The 17,886-nt window shown below is 74.9% G+C and carries 11 protein-coding genes; 10 read left to right on the top strand and 1 reads right to left on the bottom strand.

Annotated features, from left to right (window positions below; all coding sequences use genetic code 11):
* Window positions 1–29 precede the first annotated feature (29 nt).
* Both KU893_RS05520 and KU893_RS05515 read left to right on the top strand, forming a co-directional pair.
* Window positions 30–3,086, top strand: coding sequence for an MMPL family transporter (locus tag KU893_RS05520; RefSeq protein WP_218233339.1), 3,057 nt, complete (start codon window positions 30–32; stop codon window positions 3,084–3,086).
* Between the two features lie 2 nt (window positions 3,087–3,088).
* On the top strand, window positions 3,089–3,676 hold the full coding sequence (locus KU893_RS05515; RefSeq protein WP_218233338.1) for a TetR/AcrR family transcriptional regulator: 588 nt from the start codon (window positions 3,089–3,091) through the stop codon (window positions 3,674–3,676).
* A 203-nt stretch (window positions 3,677–3,879) separates the two neighbouring features.
* On the opposite strand, the gene KU893_RS05510 is transcribed toward KU893_RS05515, so the two are convergent.
* The gene (locus KU893_RS05510; RefSeq protein ID WP_218233337.1) at window positions 3,880–5,451 is read right to left on the bottom strand and encodes an adenylate/guanylate cyclase domain-containing protein; all 1,572 of its coding nucleotides are present in this window, start codon (window positions 5,449–5,451) and stop codon (window positions 3,880–3,882) included.
* A gap of 69 nt (window positions 5,452–5,520) precedes the next feature.
* Between KU893_RS05510 and KU893_RS05505 the strand changes: the two genes are divergently transcribed.
* The 8 genes from KU893_RS05505 to recD are packed head-to-tail and all read left to right on the top strand — an operon-like array spanning window position 5,521 to window position 17,838.
* Complete coding sequence (locus tag KU893_RS05505; RefSeq protein ID WP_218233336.1) at window positions 5,521–6,042, top strand: nuclear transport factor 2 family protein; 522 nt, start codon at window positions 5,521–5,523, stop codon at window positions 6,040–6,042.
* Window positions 6,039–6,539 (top strand): PGPGW domain-containing protein, encoded by a 501-nt coding sequence (locus tag KU893_RS05500; RefSeq protein ID WP_218233335.1) that lies wholly within the window; start codon window positions 6,039–6,041, stop codon window positions 6,537–6,539. The genes KU893_RS05505 and KU893_RS05500 overlap by 4 nt, the downstream gene beginning before the upstream one ends.
* On the top strand, window positions 6,536–7,114 hold the full coding sequence (locus KU893_RS05495; protein ID WP_308167180.1) for a sugar O-acetyltransferase: 579 nt from the start codon (window positions 6,536–6,538) through the stop codon (window positions 7,112–7,114). Before KU893_RS05500 ends, KU893_RS05495 begins: the two co-directional genes overlap by 4 nt.
* Window positions 7,111–8,052, top strand: coding sequence for a patatin-like phospholipase family protein (locus KU893_RS05490; RefSeq protein WP_218233334.1), 942 nt, complete (start codon window positions 7,111–7,113; stop codon window positions 8,050–8,052). The genes KU893_RS05495 and KU893_RS05490 overlap by 4 nt, the downstream gene beginning before the upstream one ends.
* A 21-nt stretch (window positions 8,053–8,073) precedes the next feature.
* Window positions 8,074–9,237 carry a TetR/AcrR family transcriptional regulator gene (locus tag KU893_RS05485; RefSeq protein ID WP_218233333.1) on the top strand — a complete coding sequence of 388 codons (1,164 nt, stop codon included), beginning with the start codon at window positions 8,074–8,076 and terminating at the stop codon, window positions 9,235–9,237.
* Between the two features lie 11 nt (window positions 9,238–9,248).
* Window positions 9,249–12,650 (top strand): exodeoxyribonuclease V subunit gamma, encoded by a 3,402-nt coding sequence (gene recC / locus KU893_RS05480; protein WP_218233332.1) that lies wholly within the window; start codon window positions 9,249–9,251, stop codon window positions 12,648–12,650.
* Window positions 12,647–16,072 (top strand): UvrD-helicase domain-containing protein, encoded by a 3,426-nt coding sequence (locus KU893_RS05475; protein ID WP_218233331.1) that lies wholly within the window; start codon window positions 12,647–12,649, stop codon window positions 16,070–16,072. The genes recC and KU893_RS05475 overlap by 4 nt, the downstream gene beginning before the upstream one ends.
* Window positions 16,069–17,838: an exodeoxyribonuclease V subunit alpha gene (gene recD / locus KU893_RS05470; protein ID WP_218233330.1), complete on the top strand. Its 1,770-nt coding sequence runs from the start codon at window positions 16,069–16,071 to the stop codon at window positions 17,836–17,838. Before KU893_RS05475 ends, recD begins: the two co-directional genes overlap by 4 nt.
* The last annotated feature ends 48 nt before the right edge of the window (window positions 17,839–17,886 follow it).

Here is a 17,886-nt window from a genome sequence, read left to right as displayed (position 1 = left end):
TGGCAAGGAACGGGTTCTAGCGTCGCTGCGTGGGTACGACGCATGGGGACAAGGCGGACCAGGCGGACCAGGCGGGCGAGGCGAGCGAGGCGGCCGGCTACGCGCGCTTCGCCGTACGACGGGCCGGGTGGGTGGTGCTCGCCTGGCTGGCGATCACGGTCGTGATGAACGTGGCGGTGCCGCAGCTGGAGGAGATCGCCGGACGCGACTCCTCGCCGATGGTGCCGAAGGACGCGCCCTCGATGCGCGCGGTCGAGCTGATGAACCAGGAGTTCAGCGACGGCGACGCGGAGAGCTTCATCGTGGTGGCGATGGAGCGGACCTCCGGCCTGACGCCGGCCGACCGGAGGTACGCCGAGTCGCTGGTGAGCAGCCTCGGCGAGGACAAGGACGACGTCGCCTTCGTGCAGGACGTCCGCGACCCCGCGTTGCGCAAGGCGCTGACCAGCGAGGACAAGCAGGCGCGCTACCTGCTCGTCGGCATCACCGGAGCGACCGGTGCGCCGGCGTCGCTGCGCCAGGTCGCCGCCGTGCGGGACATCGCGCGGACGAACGCCCCGGACGGGCTGAGCGTCGAGGTCACCGGGCCGACGGCCACCGTCGTCGACCTCGCGACCGAGACCGAGCACAGCGTCGTACGGATCACCGTGGTCACCATCGGGTTGATCGCGCTGATCCTGTTCCTGATCTACCGCTCGTTCGCGATCCCCGTGCTGATCCTCGCCGTCGTGGGGCTCGGCCTCGGGCTCGGCCGGGCGGTGGTGGCGTGGTGCGGGCTGCAGGACCTCTTCGCGGTCTCGACCTTCAGCGGCTCCTTCCTCACCGCGATCGTGCTCGGAGCCGGCACCGACTACGCCGTCTTCCTCGTCGCGCGCTACCACGAGCAGCGGCGTCTCGGCGTGGAGCCGTCGCGGGCGGCCGCGGTCGCCGCGACCCGGGTCGGCTCGGTCATCGCCGGCTCGGCCGTCACCGTCGTCCTCGCCACCCTCGCGATGGCGCTGGCCGACCTCGGCTTCTTCAACACCACCGGCCCGGCGGTCGCGGTCAGCATCGCCGTCAACCTGCTCGTCAGCCTCACCCTGACGCCCGCGCTGCTCGCCCTCGCCGGCCGTCGCGGCTGGGCGGAGCCGCGGGAGTCGAAGGCCTCCGGCGTGTGGGAGCGGGTCGCCGGCGTCGTGGCGGCGCACCCGGCGCGGATGTTCACCGCCTCGCTCGTCCCCCTGGCCCTGCTGGCCGCGGTCTTCCCCCTCACCGACCTGTCGTACGACGTGCGCGACCCGCTCCCCGACGACGCGGAGAGCAACCGGGGCTATGCCCTGCTCGGGCGGCACTTCCCGGTCAACGAGGTGCTCCCCGACTACGTCCTGGTGCGGGCCGACCACGACCTGCGGACCAGCAAGGACCTCGCGGTCCTCGAGCGGGCCGCGGCCGCCGTCGCCCAGCACGACGGCGTCGCGCTGGTGCGCAGCGTGACCCGCCCGCTCGGCGTACCCATCACGGAGGCGTCGCTCGCCTACCAGTCCGGTGTCGTCGGCGACGAGCTCGGCAAGGCGCAGGGCGAGGTCGCCGAGGGCGCCAGCGGCGCCGAGCAGCTGGCGGACGGCGCCGGGCAGCTCGACGCCGGTGCGGACCAGCTCGCCGACGGTGCCGGCAAGGCGGTGGCCGGCGCGGACCGGATCGCCGCGTCCACGGGCCGGCTGACCTCGGGCATGACCGCGTTGCTCGACGGCGCCGACGCCGCGATCGCCGGCACGGGCGACCTGCGCAGCGGCGCGAGCGGACTCGCCGACGGGCTGGACACGGCCGCTGACCAGGTCCAGGTCGCGGTCGACGGGCTGGCGCTGGTGCATGACGCGCTCGCCACCAAGAGCCTGACCTGCGGGCTCGACCCGGCCTGCCGGCAGGCCCGGACCGGGCTGAAGAAGATCTGGGAGGCCGAGCGTGACCAGCTGCTGCCCGGCCTGCGGCAGGCCGCGAAGGGCGCGCGCGCGCTGGCGAGCGGCAGCGGCGACCTGCAGACCGGCCTCCAGCAGCTGCGGGCGGGGCTCGCCCAGGCGCGTGACGGCAGCCGGCAGCTCGCCGACGGCCAGCGGGTGTTCGCCGACCGGCTCGGTGACCTGTCGGCCGGTGCCGACGAGCTCGCCGCCGGCGCGGACCGCCTGCACGGCGGCACCCGGCAGGTCGCGGCCTCGCTGCCGGAGCTCGAGGACGGTCTCGAGGCGGCGGCACGTCACCTCCGGGAGACCCGGACGGCTGCCGACGATCCGGTCAGCGGCGGCTTCTACCTGCCGCCGACGGCGCTGCGCGACGAGGACTTCGCCGGCGCCATGCGGCTGTACCTGTCGAAGGACGGCCGGACCGCGCGGATCGCGGTCCTCGGCTCGACCGACGCGTTCGGCCCCGAGGCCTCCGCGCGGGTCGAGGACATCCGCGCCACCGTGGAGACCTCGCTCAACGGGACCCGCCTCGACGACGCGGAGGTCGTCACGACCGGCATGGCCAGCACCAACGCGGACCTGCGGCGGTACTCGATGTCCGACCTCGAGGTGATCGCCGGGCTGGCGCTGGTGGCGGTGTTCCTGGTCCTGCTCCTGCTGCTGCGCAGCCTGGTCGCGGCCTTGGCGCTGATGGCGACGGTGGTGCTGTCGTACGTCGCCGCGATCGGACTGGCCGTGCTCGTGTGGCAGTACGGACTGGGCATCCAGCTCGACTGGACCGTCGCGGCGGTCGCGTTCGTCGTGCTCGTCGCGGTCGGCGCCGACTACAACCTGCTGCTGACCAAGCGGATGCACGAGGAGGCGCCGGACGGCTCGGCCGCCGGCATCGCCCGGGCCACCGCCGCGACCGGCGGCGTGATCACCTCGGCGGGGGTGATCTTCGCGGTGTCGATGATGGCGCTGCTCGCGGGCCGCGTGACGACCATCGGGCAGGTCGGGTTCACCATCGCGGTGGGCCTGCTGCTCGACACCTTCCTCGTGCGCTCGCTCCTCGTGCCGTCCCTGGCTACGTTGCTGGGCAGGCGGCTGTGGTGGCCGCAACGGACCCGGGCGATCCCCGGGGCGACCCCCGGGGCGAGCGAGGGATGATCATGAGGAACGCCGACCTGCGCCAGCGGCTGATCCGTGCGGCGGAGCAGGAGATCGCGGCGTGCGGCCCGGCCAAGGCCAGCCTGCGCGCCATCGCTCGCCGGGTCGGCGTCTCCCACCAGGCCACCGCCCACCACTTCGCGGACCGGGCCGGCCTGTTCACCGCGCTCGCGGTCGAGGGCTTCGAGCTGCTCCTGAGCCGGACCCGTGCCGCGGTCTCCGGGGTCGCGGTGGCCGGCGGGCAGCAGGTGACCGCCGCGGGGGTCGCGTACGTCGAGTTCGCCGCGCGCCAGCCCACGATGTTCGACGTCATGTTCCGCCCCGAGCTGCTGCACACCGACGACCCGGCCCTCGGCGAGGTCCGGCTCGCCCACCGGGCGCTGCTGCTCGACCTGGTCGGTGCCGCGCAGGCCACCGGCTGGGCCGCGTCGGTGCCCACCGAGGAGCTGGTCACCATCGGCTGGGCCACCGTCCACGGGCTCGCGGTCCTGCAGCGCGACGCCCAGCTGACCGTCGTACCGACCGACGTCGACCTGGATCCGGCGAAGCTGCTCGTCGTGATCGGTCAGGCGCTGGGCGCGCTGGCCTGAGCCTTGTAACTAAGGGTTACAGCACGAAAACCGGTGCCACAGCGCCCGGGTAGTAGCAACAGCGCCGAGGTGGAGGGGTCTTCGGCGTTCACGCGCGGGTGCGCGGTGCCGTACGTGCGCGCCGGGCTCGGCGAACGGACTACCCGGGTGTTGTTGCTACTACCCGGGTGTTGTTGCGGCACATTTCGTGCGGTAACACTTAGTTACAAGCGTCGGATCGCCAGCCGGGTCGGCTCGGTCCGCCCGCGCAGCGTCGTCTCGCCGTACGCCGTCCAGTGGGCGGCCTCGTCCGCGCCGGCCGCGGCGACGGAGTCCCCGGACACCAAGATGCCGCCGGGGACGTCCTTGGCGAGGTCGGTGAGCCGGGCGGCGGAGTTCACGGCGTCGCCGATGACGGTGTACTCGAAGCGCTGCTCGTGGCCCACGTTGCCGGCGACGACCTGACCGGTCGCGACACCGATCCCGGCGGCCACCTCGGGCACCTCGACGGCCAGCCGGGCGGCCGTCGCGCGGGCCGCGGAGAGGGCCGCGGCCGCATGGTCGGGGTGGTCGACCGGCGCGCCGAAGATCGCCAGCACCGCGTCGCCGATGAACTTGTTGACCAGTCCGTGGTGCCGGTCCACCTCGTCGACGACCACCGCGAAGAACCGGTTGAGGACGGCGACCACCTCGGTCGGCCCGTGCTGGGTGGCGTACGTCGTGGAGCCGACCAGGTCGACGAAGAGCACCGAGCACACCCGGGTCTCGCCGCCGAGCTCGATCTCGCCGGCGCCCAGCGCGGCCGCGGCCGCGGCGACCTCCTGGCCGACGTGGCGGCCGAACAGGTCGCGGATCTGCTCGCGCTCGCGCAGCCCGTGGACCATCGAGTTGAAGCCGCTCTGCAGCTGGCCGAGCTCGGTGCCGTCGTACACGACGACGTCGGCATCGAGCCGGCCCTTCTCGACCTCCTGCATCGCGTCGCGCACCGACAGCAGCGGCGCGACCACGGAGCGGGCGTTGAGGTCGGTGAGCAGGAAGCCGAAGACCAGGACCGCGCAGCACACGATGATCGTCACCACTGCGAGCTGGGTCAGGCTCGCGTCGGAGCCAGCCGGGGTCAGGGCGAGGATCGCGGCGATGAGCAGCCCGACGACCGGTGCGGCGGTGCCGACGGTCCAGAAGATCGCCATCCGCGGACCGACCCCGACGCCGCGCACCTTGCTGGTCACCTTCACCCCGGCGAGCGCGCGGGCCGAGATCGGGCGCAGGGTGAACTCGGTCAGCAGGTAGGCGATCCCCGCCACCACGACCGCGCCGATGCCGACGGTGAGGGCGGTGCCGACGGCGCGGGAGGGCTGCAGCACGATCGTGAGGACCGTGAACAGGACCGTGCCCACTCCCCAGATGATGAACTGGGCGACGGTGAGCGTGAGCGGCACTCGCAGCGCCCGCGCCCGCTGCGCCGCGTCGACGTCGATCTCTGGCTGGGTGGCCCATCGCAGCGCGCGCAGCGACGAGGTCGTGCCCCAGGTCGCCCCGACGATCGCGGCCAGCACGACGTACGTCGGGATCGCGATCGCGAGCGCCAGCACCATCTCGCCGTTGGGGCCCGGCGAGGGGATCGCCCAGGTGTTGATGACGAACACGACCAGGGCGCCGACCAGGTTCGTCGTCACCAGCATCACCGTCAGCAGCACCTGGATCCGCACCCGCAGCTGGCGGGGCTCCTGGTCGCGCGGCCCGAGGACCCGCGAGCCGAACGGGCTGCGTCGTCGCGAGGCAGTCCCGTGCGGCATGGCCGAAGCCTAGCCTCGCGAAATCCCGGGGCCGGGGCGTCGATTGGCCGGACCTGATTGGATCGACCCATGAACCCCGCGCCCGCGTTCGCCGCCGAGGAGATCACCGAGGCCTACGCCGCCTTCCACCAGCAGGTGGCGGGCTTCGCCGGGACCGGGGACTGGGACGGCTACGCGGACCTGTTCACCCCCGACGCCGAGTACGTCGAGCACGCGATGGGCACCTTCCGCGGCCGCGACGAGATCCGCGCGTGGTCGGTGCGCACGATGACGTCGTACCCGGGCCGGGTGATGCCGGAGTTCCCGATCACCTGGCAGGTCGTCGACGCCGCGCAGAACCGGCTGGTCTGCGAGGTGCTCAACCCGATGCCGGACCCGGGCGACGGGACGATGCTGAGCGAGCCCAACATCACGATCATGACGTACGCCGGCGACGGGCTCTTCTCCCGCGAGGAGGACGTCTACAACCCGCTGCGCTTCCACGCCATGGCCCAGCGGTGGGCCCGGATCGCGGCGGCCCACGGCAACGCCGACGAGGACGTGCTCGCCTGGCTCGACCGGTTCGGCGGCGGACGGGAGGCGGGCCGGTGACCGGCGCGGCGAAGCGGATCGTCCTCGAGGTCCTCGGCTGGGTGCTGCTGCTCGCCGGCATCGCGGCGATGGTGCTGCCCGGGCCGGGGCTGCTGCTCATGGCGGCCGGCCTGGCGGTGCTGTCCCAGCAGTACACCTGGGCCGAGCGGCTCCTCGACCCCGTCCTGCTGCGGGCCCTGCGCGCGGCCGCGGAGGGCGTCGAGACCTGGCCGCGGATCGTCGCCTCGACCATCGGCGCGCTGGGGATCGGTGCCTTCGGCCTGGTGTGGCTGCTCGACCCGGACACGCCGGACTGGTGGCCGATCGCCGAGCGCTGGTGGCTGCCCGGCGGCGTGTGGACCGGTGTCACGCTGCTGCTGTCCTGCGCGATCGCGCTGGGCCTGCTCGTCTACTCCTACCGCCGGTTCCACGGCAAGCCCGAGGCCCGCGCCGCGCTCGAGGGCGAGATCACCGAGGCCGACGACCGCCGGCACCACACCGACGAGCACGAGCGGTGAGCGCGGTGGACGACACCCGGTCGACGAAGGAACGGATGCTCGCCGGCGAGCTCTACCTCGCCGACGACCCCGAGCTCATCGCCGACCACGTCCGGGCCCAGGAGCTCACCGAGGCCTACAACGCGACCGGCGTCCGCGAGCGCGCTCGTCGTGGCGAGATCCTGCGCGAGCTGCTCGGCGCCCTCGGCGAGGACAGCACGATCCGCCCGCCGCTGCGGGTCGACTACGGCTCCCAGATCCGGGTGGGGTCGGGGGTCTTCGTGAACTTCGGCCTGGTCGCCCTCGACGTCGTCGACATCACCATCGGCGACGACGTGCAGATCGGGCCGAACGTCCAGCTGCTCACCCCGCTCCACCCGCTCGAGGCGGGACCGCGGCGCGCCAAGTGGGAGAACGCCGCGCCGATCACGATCGGTGACAACGTGTGGCTCGGCGGCGGCGTCATCGTCTGCCCCGGCGTCACCATCGGCGCCGACACCGTCGTCGGCGCCGGCTCGGTCGTCACCCGCGACCTGCCCGCCGGCGTGCTGGCGGTCGGCAACCCGGCCCGGGTGGTGAGAGAGCTCCCCGCATGACCAGGCTGCTCGACGCCCTCGCCGCGCGGCGCGCGTCCGGCAGCCGGCCGGGGCAGCGCACCGACGACCACCGGATCGCCTTGGCCATCGAGGGCGGCGGCAGCCGGGCGGCGTACTCCGCGGGCATGGCGCTCGCCCTCGACGAGGCCGGGCTGACCGACTGCTTCGACGACGTCTACGGAACCTCCGGCGGTGCGCTCAACGGAGCCTGGCTGCTGACCGGCGAGGCGCAGCGCTGGCTGCGCAGCTGGGCCTGGCCCGAGGTCCAGGCCGCGAAGGTGACCGACCCGCGCCGGGTCCTGCGCGGCGGCCCGGTCGTCGACCTGCGGCGCCTGGTCCACCACGTCTACGAGTCGATCACCCCGATGGACTTCGACGCGATCGTGGCCAACCCGATCGGCTTCCACCCGATCGCGACCGACGCCGCCACCGGGAAGGAGACCGACCTGGCGCCCCACGTCGTCGACCGGCTGAGCGCCCAGACCGCCCTGCGCGCCAGCTCCTGCATCCCGCTGCTCGCGGGTCGGCCGGTGAAGGTGGGCGATCGGAGGTACGTCGACGGCGGCCTCTCCGAGGGCGTGCCCTACCGCACCGCGCTCGCCCAGGGCGCCACCCACGTCCTGGTGCTGCGCACCCGCCGCGCCGACCAGCGGGCGGTGCCGCCCTCGCGCTTCGAGCGGCTGCTGCTCGCGCCGTACTTCCTGCGGCACGGACGCGCCGCCGGTGCCGCGCACGTCGACCGGTTCCGGTCGTACGCCGCCGACGACCTGCGCCTCGCCGCGGGGACCCTCGCCGACGTACCCACCCTGGTCGAGGTGCGCCCGCCGCTCGGCTCGCCCGAGGTGTCGCGGCTCAGCGCCGACCTGTCCGCCATCGACGACGCGATCGAGCGGGGGCGGCTGGCGATGGTCGACTACCTCGACCAGCTGCCCGCCTGATGCCCGCCTGATGCCCGCCTGATGTCCGACGCCGTCCCCCAGCGCCGCCCGCGCAACCGCAAGCAGCTGATCGTCGCGGCCGCCGCCCGGCAGTTCGAGCGCGCCGGGTTCCACGACGTCTCGGTCGCCGACATCGCCGCCGAGGTCGGCGTCTCGGCGTCCGCGCTCTACCGTCACTTCAGCGGCAAGACCGGTCTCCTCGCGGCTGCGGTGGAGCAGGAGGTCGAGCTCCTCGAGCAGGCCTACGACGGCCCGGCCGACCTGTCCGGGCTGCTCGACACGGCGGCATCCGCGCTGCTGCGACCGGACCGGACCGGCAGCGTGTGGCAGCGCGGACAGGTCTTCCTCGAGCCGGACCGGGCCGCGGAGCTGCAGGCGCGCTACCGGGCGGCGCTCGAGCCGCTGCGGCGCGCCGTCGGCGGGGAGGTCCCGGCGTGGGCCGTGCACTCGGTGCTCACGACCGGACGGGCGTTCGAGCGGGCGAAGGTCGACCGGGACCGGGCGCGGCGGCTGATGGTGGCGGCGGCGACGGCGGTGGCCGAGCTCGGTGACCTGGCACCCGACGGCGCGGTGGCGGCGCGGCCGGCCGGCACCGCGGGCGGGCTGCAGCCCGCGTCGCGCCGTGAGGCGGCCCTGTCGGCCGCCGTCCGCCTGTTCGCGGAGCGCGGCTTCCACGCCGTCGGCATGGACGACATCGGCGCCGCCGCGGGCATCTCCGGGCCGACCCTCTACCACCACTTCCCCCGCAAGTCGGCGGTCCTGGCCCACGTCATCACGCGCTGCCTCGACGCGATGCAGTTCGACCTGGCCGGTGTCCTGTCCTCCACCCGCGACCCCGCGGAGGCACTCGACCGGGCGCTGGCGTCGCTGGTGCGGATCAACGTCGCGCAGGGGGACGCCCTGGCCGCCCTGTTCACCGAGATCGTCCACGTGCCGCAGGAGGAGCGCGTACCGATCCGCCGGATGCAGCAGGACTACGTCGACGAGTGGGTCGTGCTGCTCCTCGCCTGCCGCGCCGATCTCTCCCGCCGCGACGCCCACGCCCTCGTGCGGAGCGCCCAGACGGTGGTCAACACGATGCGGCTGCGGCTGCCGCTCGACGAGGCCGGGCAGCGCGACGCGCTGCTGCGGATCGGGCGGGCGGTGCTGGGGACGGCGTCGGGTTCTGCCGGACCCCGCCAGTAGCCTCGGCCGCGATGACCCTCCACCTGCACCGCGCCGCGCGGACCGACCTGCTCGCCGACGAGCTCGGCCGGCTGCTCGCCACGCCGCTGGCCGACCCGTTCGCCAGCGAGGTGGTCGTGGTGCCGGCGAAGGGCGTCGAGCGGTGGCTCACCCAGCGGCTCTCGCACCGGCTCGGCGCGGGAGAGTCCAGGGGAGACGGGGTCTGCGCCGGGGTCCGCTTCCTCCAGCCGGCGTCGCTGGTCGGCCTGCTGCTCGGCCGCGACCGCGACGACCCCTGGCACCCCGATCGCCTGGTCTGGCCGCTGCTCGCGACCATCGACGACGCGCTCGGCGAGCCGTGGTGCGCGACCCTCGCGACCCACCTGGGGCACGGCCTCGACGGCGAGGAGGGCGAGCTGCGCCGCAGCCGCCGCTGGTCGCTCGCGCGCCGGCTCGCGGAGCTGTTCGCGTCGTACGCCGTCCAGCGGCCCGCGCTGGTCCGCGACTGGCGCGCGGGGCGCGACACCGACGGTGCCGGCGAGCCGCTGGCCCCGGACCTCGTGTGGGAGGCCGAGCTGTGGCGGCGGCTGCTCGCCCGGATGGCCGCGGCGGGGCACGCCGAGGCGCCCGACGTGCGCCACGACCGGGTCTGCGCGGCGCTGCGGGCCGGGGAGGTCGCCGGGCTCGACCTGCCCGACCGGCTCTCGCTGTTCGGCCACACCCGGCTGCCCGAGACCGAGGTCGACCTCCTCGTCGCGCTGGCCGCGCACCGCGACGTCCACCTCTGGCTCGCCCAGCCGTCGGCGGCGTTGTGGTCGGCGGTCGCCTCGGCCGGGACCGACGTCGGGCCGCGGGACGAGTCCGCCTCGGCCGAGCTGGCGCACCACCCGCTGCTCGCCTCGCTCGGGCGCGACTCCCGCGAGCTCGCGACCGTGCTCGGGGCGCGGGTGCGCGCGGGGGAGGCCGCCGACCTCGGCGCGGTGCCCGATCCCGCGGCGCCCGACGACCTGCTCGGCTGGCTGCAGGCCGACCTGCGCGCCAACACGGTGCTGCCGGCCGAGGAGCGGGCCGGCCGGGTGCCGCGTGCCGCGGACCGCTCGGTGCAGGTGCACGCCTGTCACGGCCCCGCTCGCCAGGTCGAGGTGCTGCGCGAGCTGCTCGTCGGCCTGCTCGAGGACGACCCGACCCTCGAGCCGCGCGACATCGTCGTCATGTGCCCCGACGTCGAGACCTACGCGCCGTTGATCTCCGCGGGCTTCGGCATGGGCGAGCTGGTCGGCGAGAGCTCGGGTGCGGGTGGTCCTGGTGACGCCGGGCTGCACCCCGCCCACCAGCTGCGGGTGCGGCTCGCCGACCGCGCCACCAGCAGCACCAACCCGCTGCTCGCGGTCGCCGTCGCGCTGGTCGAGCTCGCCGGTGGCCGGGCGACCGCCTCCCAGGTGCTCGACCTGCTGGCCCGGCCGGTGTGCCGGCGCCGGTTCGGGTTCACCGACGACGACCTCGCCCGGATGACCCGCTGGGTCGCCGAGGCCGGGGTCCGGTGGGGGATCGACGCCACCCAGCGGGCGGCGTACGCCATGGACGGCTTCGCGCACAACACCTGGCGGGCGGGGCTCGACCGGCTGCTGCTCGGGGTCGCGATGAGCGACGACGACCACCGCCACGTCGGACGCGGGCTGCCCGTCGATGACATCGCCAGCGGTGAGATCGAGCTGGTCGGCCGGATGAGTGAGGCGGTCGCCCGGCTCGGCGCCTGCCTGGCCGCGCTCGCCGCGGCGCGTGCCGCCGACCAGTGGTTCGCCGCCCTCACCGACGGCGTGCGTGACCTGTGCGAGGTCGAGGACGACGACGCCTGGCAGCTGCCGCAGCTCGAGCGCGAGCTGGCCCGGGCCCGGGCGAGTGCCGACGAGAGCGACCCCGACGTGCCGCTGCGGCTGGCCGACGTCCGGGCGCTGCTGCAGGCCCGGCTGGCCGGCCGTCCCACCCGCGCCAACTTCCGCACCGGCACGCTGACCGTGTGCACGATGGTCCCGATGCGCTCCGTGCCGCACCGGGTGGTGTGCCTGGTCGGGCTCGACGACGGCGTCTTCCCCCGCTCCCGTGGCGTCAACGGCGACGACGTGCTCGCCCGCCGGCCCCGCGTCGGCGAGCGCGACCTGCGCGGCGAGGACCGCCAGCTGCTGCTCGACGCGATCCTCGCGGCCGGCGAACGGCTGGTCATCACCTACACCGGCGCCGCCGAGCACACCGGCCAAGAACGGCCCCCCGCGGTGCCGCTGGGCGAGCTGCTCGACGCGCTCGACCGCACCGCCGCAGCGCCGGTGCGGGGGCAGGTCGTGGTCCGTCACCCGCTGCAGGCGTTCGACCCGCGCAACCACGTCGCCGGCGAGCTGGTCGGGGCCGGGCCGTTCAGCTTCGACCGCGCCACGCTGGCCGGCGCCCGGGCGTCGCTGCGCGAGCGGACGCCGGCGCCGCCGTTCCTCGACGGGCCGCTCGCGGCCCGGCCCGTGCAGGACGTCTCGCTCGCCGACCTCGTCGACTTCGTGCACCGCCCGGCCCGCTCCTTCCTGCGCGGCCGTCTCGACGTCGCGACCCCGTTCGAGCCCGGCGAGGTCGCCGACGCGATCCCGGTCGACCTCGACAACCTCGAGAAGTGGGCGATTGGTGACCGGCTGCTGCAAGCGGTGCTCGCCTCCGACGACCCGGCCGCCACCGGCGAGGCGGTGATGCTCGCCGAGCAGCTGCGCGGCTCGCTGCCCCCGTTCGGGCTCGGGCACGACGCCCTCGTCGACGTCGTCCGCGACTGCCAGGCCCTGCTCCAGCAGAGCGCGGCCCTGCGTGCCACGCCCGCCCGCGCCGTCGACGTCGATGTCGACCTCGGCGGTGGCCGCCGGCTCACCGGCACCGTGCCGCGCGTCCACGGCAACCAGGTCGTCGACGTGACCTACTCCCGGCCCGGCCCCAAGCAGCGGATCGCGTCCTGGCTGCAGGTCGTCGCCCTCACCGCCACCCACCCCGACGAGAACTGGACCGGCCACGCGGTCTCCCGCGCCCGCAGCGGTCCCCAGCGGGCGCTGGCCGGGCCGCTCGACCACCGGGCCGCCGCGTGGCTGGCCGCCGTCGTCGCGCTCTACGACGAGGGCGCGGCCCGCCCGCTCCCCATGCCGCTGCGGACCGCACACGCCTGGGCCGAGGCCCGGGCCAAGGAGCTGCGCGGGATGGACGTCGACCCGGCCGACGCGGCTGCGTCGGCGTGGACCACCGACCCGTTCAACCCGTGGGGCATCAAGGGCGAGGACGACGACGCGGCGCACCGGCGGATCTGGGGGCACGCGGCGCCGGTCTCGGTGCTGCTCGACGCCGGGCTGGCGTCGTACGCGTGGACGTTGTGGGAGCCGCTGCTCTCCGGCGCCGAGAAGGTGGGCGCGCTGTGAGCGACGCGACGACGCCCTTCGACATCCGGGGACCGCTGCCCACCGGGACGACGCTGCTCGAGGCCAGCGCCGGCACCGGCAAGACCTGGACCATCGGCGCGCTCGTCACCCGCTACGTCGCCGAGGAGGGGGTGCCGCTCGAGCAGCTGCTCGTCGTGACCTTCGGCCGGGCGGCGAGCCAGGAGCTGCGCGAGCAGGTGCGCCGCCAGCTGGTCGAGGCCGAGCAGGCGCTGACCGGCGCGCTGGCGACCCCGGCGACCGAGGTGGTCGAGCACCTCCTCGACTGTCCGCCCGACGAACGCCGCATCCGGCACCGCCGGGTCACCCAGGCGCTGGCCGACTTCGACGCGGCCACCATCGCCACCATCCACCAGTTCTGCTCGCTCGTGCTCGACTCCCTCGGGGTGGCCGGCGACACCGACGCCCGGGCGCGGCTGGTCGAGGACCTCGACGACATGCTGGTCGAGGTGGTCGACGACCTCTACCTGCGGGCGTTCGCGCAGCTGCCGCCCGGCACCGCGCCCGCCTTCAGCCACGCCGACGCGCTCGCCATCGCCCGCCGGGTCGTCGGCGACCCGCAGGCCGACCTCGAGCCTGCCGGCCTCCCGCGCGACGACCCGGCCGGGCGCAAGGTCGCGTTCGCGACCGCCGTGCGGCAGGAGATGAGCCGCCGCAAGCGCCGCCTCGGCGTCCTGTCCTACGACGACCTGCTCGACCAGCTCGCCCACGCGCTCGAGGAGGACGACTCCCCGGCCCGGGCGCGGATGCGAGCGCGGTGGCGGATCGTGCTGGTCGACGAGTTCCAAGACACCGACCCGGTGCAGTGGAAGGTGTTCGACCGGGCGTTCCAGCCTTCGCCGGTTCCTGAGGTGCGAGCCTGCGCTGGTCCTGAGGTGCGAGCTTGCGAGCCTCGAAGGGAGCCTCGAAGGGCGATGGTGCTGATCGGCGACCCGAAGCAGGCGATCTACGCCTTCCGCGGGGGCGACGTGACGACCTACCTCACCGCCGCCGAGACCGCCACCACCCGCCAGACCCTGGCGGTCAACCGGCGCAGCGACGCCGGCCTGGTCGACGCCTTCGGACGGCTGCTCGGGGGCGCCGAGCTCGGCGACCCGCGGATCGTGGTCCACGACGTGCAGGCCCACCACCAGGAGTCGCGGCTGGCCGGGGCGCCGAAGGCTGCGCCGTTCCGGGTGCGGGTCGTGCGCCGCGAGACCTTCCGCAAGCGCGGCGGCACCCCGCTCCCGGTCAACCAGGTCCGGCCCCACATCGCCCGCGACCTCGCCCACGACGTCCGGGCGCTGATCACCAGCGGCGCCACCTTCGAGGGCCGCCCGCTGCGCCCCAACGACGTCGCCGTCATCTGCTACCGCCACGCCGACCTCGCCGCCGCCCGCTCCGCCCTGCAGGACGTGGGGGTCGCGGCCGTCATCGCCGGTGGCGGCAGCGTCTTCGCGACCCCGGCGGCCGTCGAGTGGCTCTCGCTGCTCGAGGCGCTCGAGCAGCCCCACCGCACCGCCCGGGTGCGGGCGGCGGCGCTCACCTGCTTCCTCGGGTACGACGCCGCGAGCCTCGACGCCGGAGGTGACGAGCTGAGCGACGACCTCGGCGACCGGCTCCGGTCGTGGTCCGAGGCGCTCGCCCGACGCGGCGTCGCGGCGGTGGTCGAGGCCGCCACGTCGGGGGGCATGCCCGAACGTCTCCTGCGCCAGGTCGGCGGCGAACGCACGCTGACCGACGTCCGTCACATCGGTGAGGTCCTGCACGAGGCCGCGCTGCGTGAGCAGATGGGCGCGGTCGCGCTGCTGGCCTGGCTGCGCCAGCAGGTGCTCGAGGCGCGCGAGGGACGCGGCGCCGAGCGGACCCGCCGCCTCGACTCCGACGCCGCCGCCGTGCAGCTCGTCACGATCCACGCCAGCAAGGGCCTGCAGTACCCCGTCGTCTACCTGCCCTCGCTCGCCGACCGCTGGGTCGGCAAGCCCGACAGGCCGCTGTTCCACGACGCCGCGGGCCGGCGTTGCCTCGACGTCGGCGGCGCCGGGCCCGAGTGGTCCGACCACGTCCGGCGCTGGGCCGAGGAGGAGAACGGCGAGTGGTTGCGGCTGCTCTACGTCGCGCTCACCCGCGCCCAGAGCCAGGTCGTCGCCTGGTGGGCGCCGACCCGCAACGCCGAGGCCTCTCCGCTGCACCGGCTGCTGCTGCGCCAGCCCGCCACCGACGGACCGGGCCTGCGCAGCGTCGTGCCGGTCGGACCGCCGGTTCCCGACGAGGAGGCCGCGACCGAGCTGTTCGCCACCTGGCGAGACCGGGGCGCGTTCGTCCCGGAGGTCGCCGTACCCGCCGACGCGCTGCCGGCGATGCCGCAGGACCCGCCGGCCGTCCTGGACGCCCGCGACTTCACCCGCACCGTCGACACCGGGTGGCGGCGCACGTCCTACTCCGCGCTGAGCCACGTCGACCTGGCGACGCCGGTCCCGGGCGTCGGCAGCGAGCCCGAGGTCCGGCCGAAGGACGACGAGGACCTGCCGCCGGTGGTCGAGGTCCCCGAGCACGACCCGGCGCTCGCCGTACCCTCGCCGATGGCGGGGCTGCCGGTCGGCGCCACCTTCGGCTCACTGGTCCACGCCGTGCTCGAGCACGCCGACCCGGCGGCGCCCGACCTGCGCACCGAGCTGCTCGGCCACATCGACGAGCAGCTGACCTGGTGGCCGGTGGCGCTCGACCCCGAGGAGCTCGCCGACGCCCTCGTCGCGGTGCTCGACACCCCGCTCGGACCGCTGATGGACGAGACGACGCTGCGCGAGATCGGGACTGCCGACCGGCTCTGCGAGCTCGACTTCGAGCTGCCCCTGGCGGGCGGCGACCACCCGGTGCACCAGGCGCGCTCCGCCGAGGAGGTGCTGCTCGGCGACCTCGCCTCGCTGCTGCGGACCCATCTGCCCGAGGGCGACCCGGTCCGGGCGTACGCCGACGCGCTCGACAACCCGCTGCTCGGCGGGCAGGTGTTGCGCGGCTACCTCACCGGGTCGATCGACGTGGTGCTCCGGCTGCCGTCGCGCGACGGGGCGGGCGACCCGCGCTACGTCGTCATCGACTACAAGACCAACTGGCTCGGGCCGATGGACGAGGCGTTGACCGCGGGCTCCTACCGGCCGCGCGCGCTCGACGACGCGATGGGGCATTCCGACTACCCGCTCCAGGCGCTGCTGTACGCCGTCGTCCTCCACCGGTTCCTGCGCTGGCGCCAGCCCGGTTACGACCCCGCGTGCCACCTCGGCGGCGTCGCCTACCTCTACCTGCGCGGCATGTGTGGCCCGGACACGCCACGGGTCGACGGCGAGCCGTGCGGCATCTTCACCTGGCAGCCGCCGGTCGAGCTCGTCGTCGCGCTCTCCGACCTCCTCGACGGGACCCGGCCGTGACCGAGATCTTCGAGCCGACCTCGGCCCACGACCCGCGCCTCGCGCTGCGGGTCGGCGGGCTGCTGGGCTCCTTCAACGCGGCCGGCATCGTCGATGCGGCCGACGTCCGGGTCGCGGAGCGGGTCGCCGCGCTGGCCGGCGAGGACGACGAACGGGTGCTGCTGGCCGCCGCGCTCGCCGTCCGCTCGGTGCGGGGCGGGTCGGTCGGGCTCGACCTGGGTTCCCTGCCCGAGCTCGACGGCACCGAGCTGCTCTGGCCGGAGCGCGCCGAGTGGCTCAGCGCGATCGAGTCCTCCGCGCTGGTGGCCGCCGAGGTGCTGCACGTCGAGCACGACCTGGTCTACCTCGACCGCTACCACCGGCTCGAGCGGCAGGTCGCCGACGACCTCACCACCCGGATCGCGCTCGGTGCGCCGGCCGTCGACGAGGCCGTGCTCGCCGCGACTCTGCGGCGGGTGAGCGGCGAGCACCTGAGCGGCGAGCAGGCAGCAGCGGTCGAGCACGCCGCCCGGCACCGCACGACCGTGCTGACCGGGGGACCGGGCACCGGCAAGACCACCACCGTGGCGCGTCTCGTGCTCGCGCTGGCCGACCAGTTCGCCGTCGCCCACGACCGGCGGATGTCGATCGCGCTGGCCGCGCCGACCGGCAAGGCCGCGACCCGCCTGGAGCAGGCCGTCGAGGAGGAGCTGCGACTGCTGGGCGCCCTCGGCGACGGTCCCGGTCACCTGCCGCCACCGCGCGGCGTGACGCTCCACCGGCTGCTGGGCTGGCGCCCCGACAACGCCACCCGGTTCCGCCACGACCGCGGCAACCGGCTCAAGCACGACCTGGTCGTCGTCGACGAGGCCTCCATGGTCGACCTGACGATGATGGCCCGCCTGCTCGAGGCGGTGCGGCCCGACAGCCGTCTCGTCCTCGTCGGCGACCCGCGCCAGCTCACCTCGGTCGGCGCGGGTGCGGTGCTCTCCGACCTGGTCGCCGGGTTCGCCGACCACCCCGATCCCCCGGTCGTCGCGCTGACCGAGAACCATCGCTCCACCGAGGAGATCAAGGGCCTCGCCGCGGCTCTGCGCGACGACTCGCCCGACGCCGCCGACCGGGTCCTCGAGGTGCTCCGGGCCGGCACCGGCGAGGTCACCTGGATCGAGACCGACGACCCGGTCGCCGCGCTCCAGGCCGAGTGCACCACCTCCGCGCTCCGGGTCCGCGACGCCGCCGTCGAGCGCGGCCCCGAAGCCGCGCTCGCCGCGATCGACGACTTCCGCCTGCTCTGCGCCCACCGCGACGGCCCCTACGGCGTCCGGGTCTGGAACCGGCACGTCGAGCAGTGGCTCGCCGCCGAGCTCGGTGCGCCGCTCGGTTCGGCCTGGTACGCCGGCCGCCCACTGCTGGTCACCAGCAACGACTACGCCCTCGACGTCTACAACGGCGAGACCGGCGTCGTGGTGACCGACGCCTCCGGCCGGCCCCGCGCCTGGATCGCCGGCGCCGGCGCGCCCCGCCCGTTCGCTCCCGGCCGTCTCGACGCGATCGAGACCATGCACGCGATGACGGTCCACAAGAGCCAGGGCAGCCAGGCCACGCGGATCGCCGTACTGCTGCCGGAGGAGGGGTCGCGCCTGCTCAGCCGGGAGCTCTTCTACACCGCCGTGACCCGGGCGCGGGCGAGCCTGCTGGTGGTGGGTTCGGAGGCCGCCGTACGTGCTGCGGTGACGACGACCGCGCAGCGCGCCACGGGCCTCCGACACCGCCTCGCTCCCTAGCCGCGCCGTCCGACTCAACCGGTGGGCCCGCAACCGGGGCGAAACCTC

This window comes from Nocardioides daeguensis, from assembly GCF_019192965.1.
GTDB lineage: Bacteria > Actinomycetota > Actinomycetes > Propionibacteriales > Nocardioidaceae > Nocardioides > Nocardioides daeguensis.
Note: the sequence above shows the minus strand (reverse complement) of the source record. Positions and strands in the feature narration are given on the sequence as shown.

What these genes read in the sequence shown, in the direction of transcription:
- KU893_RS05515 (WP_218233338.1), top strand. Translation starts at nt 3,089, where the DNA reads ATGAGGAACGCCGACCTGCGCCAGCGGCTGATCCGTGCGGCGGAGCAG.
- KU893_RS05510 (WP_218233337.1), bottom strand. Translation starts at nt 5,451, where the DNA reads ATGCCGCACGGGACTGCCTCGCGACGACGCAGCCCGTTCGGCTCGCGG.
- KU893_RS05505 (WP_218233336.1), top strand. Translation starts at nt 5,521, where the DNA reads ATGAACCCCGCGCCCGCGTTCGCCGCCGAGGAGATCACCGAGGCCTAC.
- KU893_RS05490 (WP_218233334.1), top strand. Translation starts at nt 7,111, where the DNA reads ATGACCAGGCTGCTCGACGCCCTCGCCGCGCGGCGCGCGTCCGGCAGC.
- KU893_RS05485 (WP_218233333.1), top strand. Translation starts at nt 8,074, where the DNA reads ATGTCCGACGCCGTCCCCCAGCGCCGCCCGCGCAACCGCAAGCAGCTG.
- recC (WP_218233332.1), top strand. Translation starts at nt 9,249, where the DNA reads ATGACCCTCCACCTGCACCGCGCCGCGCGGACCGACCTGCTCGCCGAC.